The 1,088-nt window shown below is 38.3% G+C and carries 1 pseudogene; it reads right to left on the minus strand.

Going from position 1 to position 1,088, the window contains the following annotated elements:
* A pseudogene (locus J7R07_RS07920) lies at window positions 1-1,088 on the minus strand (hypothetical protein); the annotation flags it as partial.

The following is a 1,088-nucleotide window of genomic DNA, read 5'->3' on the forward strand; positions in this document are numbered from 1 at the left end:
AGAACCATTGATCGCATCGTGTGAACTCTCATTAATCTGACCATTCCCAACATTATGAAGACCTACAGGAGCACGATCTTTGCCTTTGCCAAAAGTAACACTCGTATAATCCGTAGTGCTATTTTCATCACCTTTTTTATCGTAAAGAACAACAGATGAATCTTCAGATTGAAGATTGTTGGAAAGATCCTTCAAACTTTTATCTAGTTGGCCTTTATTAACAGCTTCATTGTTTTGTGTTGCTGCCTTTACACCAGAAAGTGTCCGAGCTTCACCAGTTTTATTCGCGATACTGATTTCTGTACCATCTTTTTCTGCTCCAATGCTAATGCGATTGGTCTTACCATCAAACTTAACAAGACTATCACTTATCATAGTGCTGATCTCATCATGAAGGCTTTTAAAAGAAGAACTAACACTGGAAAAAGCATCTGTCACATTATTATGTGACTTCTCAGTAACATCGCCATCAGAACCAATTTCATTAACCTTGAAATCAGGCGCTTTCCATTGGCCATTCTCATACTGAGTACTACCACCAAAATAGTTTGCAACAGTCTTATGGGTTTCAAAAAGCTGAGAACCATTCACAGCATCTGTTGAGACATTACTAATGACACCAGCTTGAAGAGATGTAATCTTGCTTTTGCTCTTTGCGTTATCCGCACCATGAAGAGCTACAAATGCATTTTCCTTTTCATTCCAATTCAAAGAATCTTGGGCAACGCCTTGTGAGACTTCCTTAATACGCTGATTAACATTCTTGATATTTGTATCAAGACCTTCAAACGCTTTGCCAACATCTGTAACGGTAGTATTTGTTACCGAACCATTTTTCTCAATATTCGATAAGTTATAAGTTGGTCCTGTAAAAGTACCATCGTTAAATGCTGATCCACCTCCTAAAGACCGCGCTAAACCATTACCCAATAAATAAAGCTGAGAACCATTGATCGCATCGTGTGAACTCTCATTAATCTGACCATTCCCAACATTATGAAGACCTACAGGAGCACGATCTTTGCCTTTGCCAAAAGTAACACTCGTATAATCCGTAGTGCTATTTTCACCTTCTGTTTTATCGTAAA

The organism is Bartonella phoceensis (genome assembly GCF_902825145.1).
Lineage (GTDB): Bacteria > Pseudomonadota > Alphaproteobacteria > Rhizobiales > Rhizobiaceae > Bartonella > Bartonella phoceensis.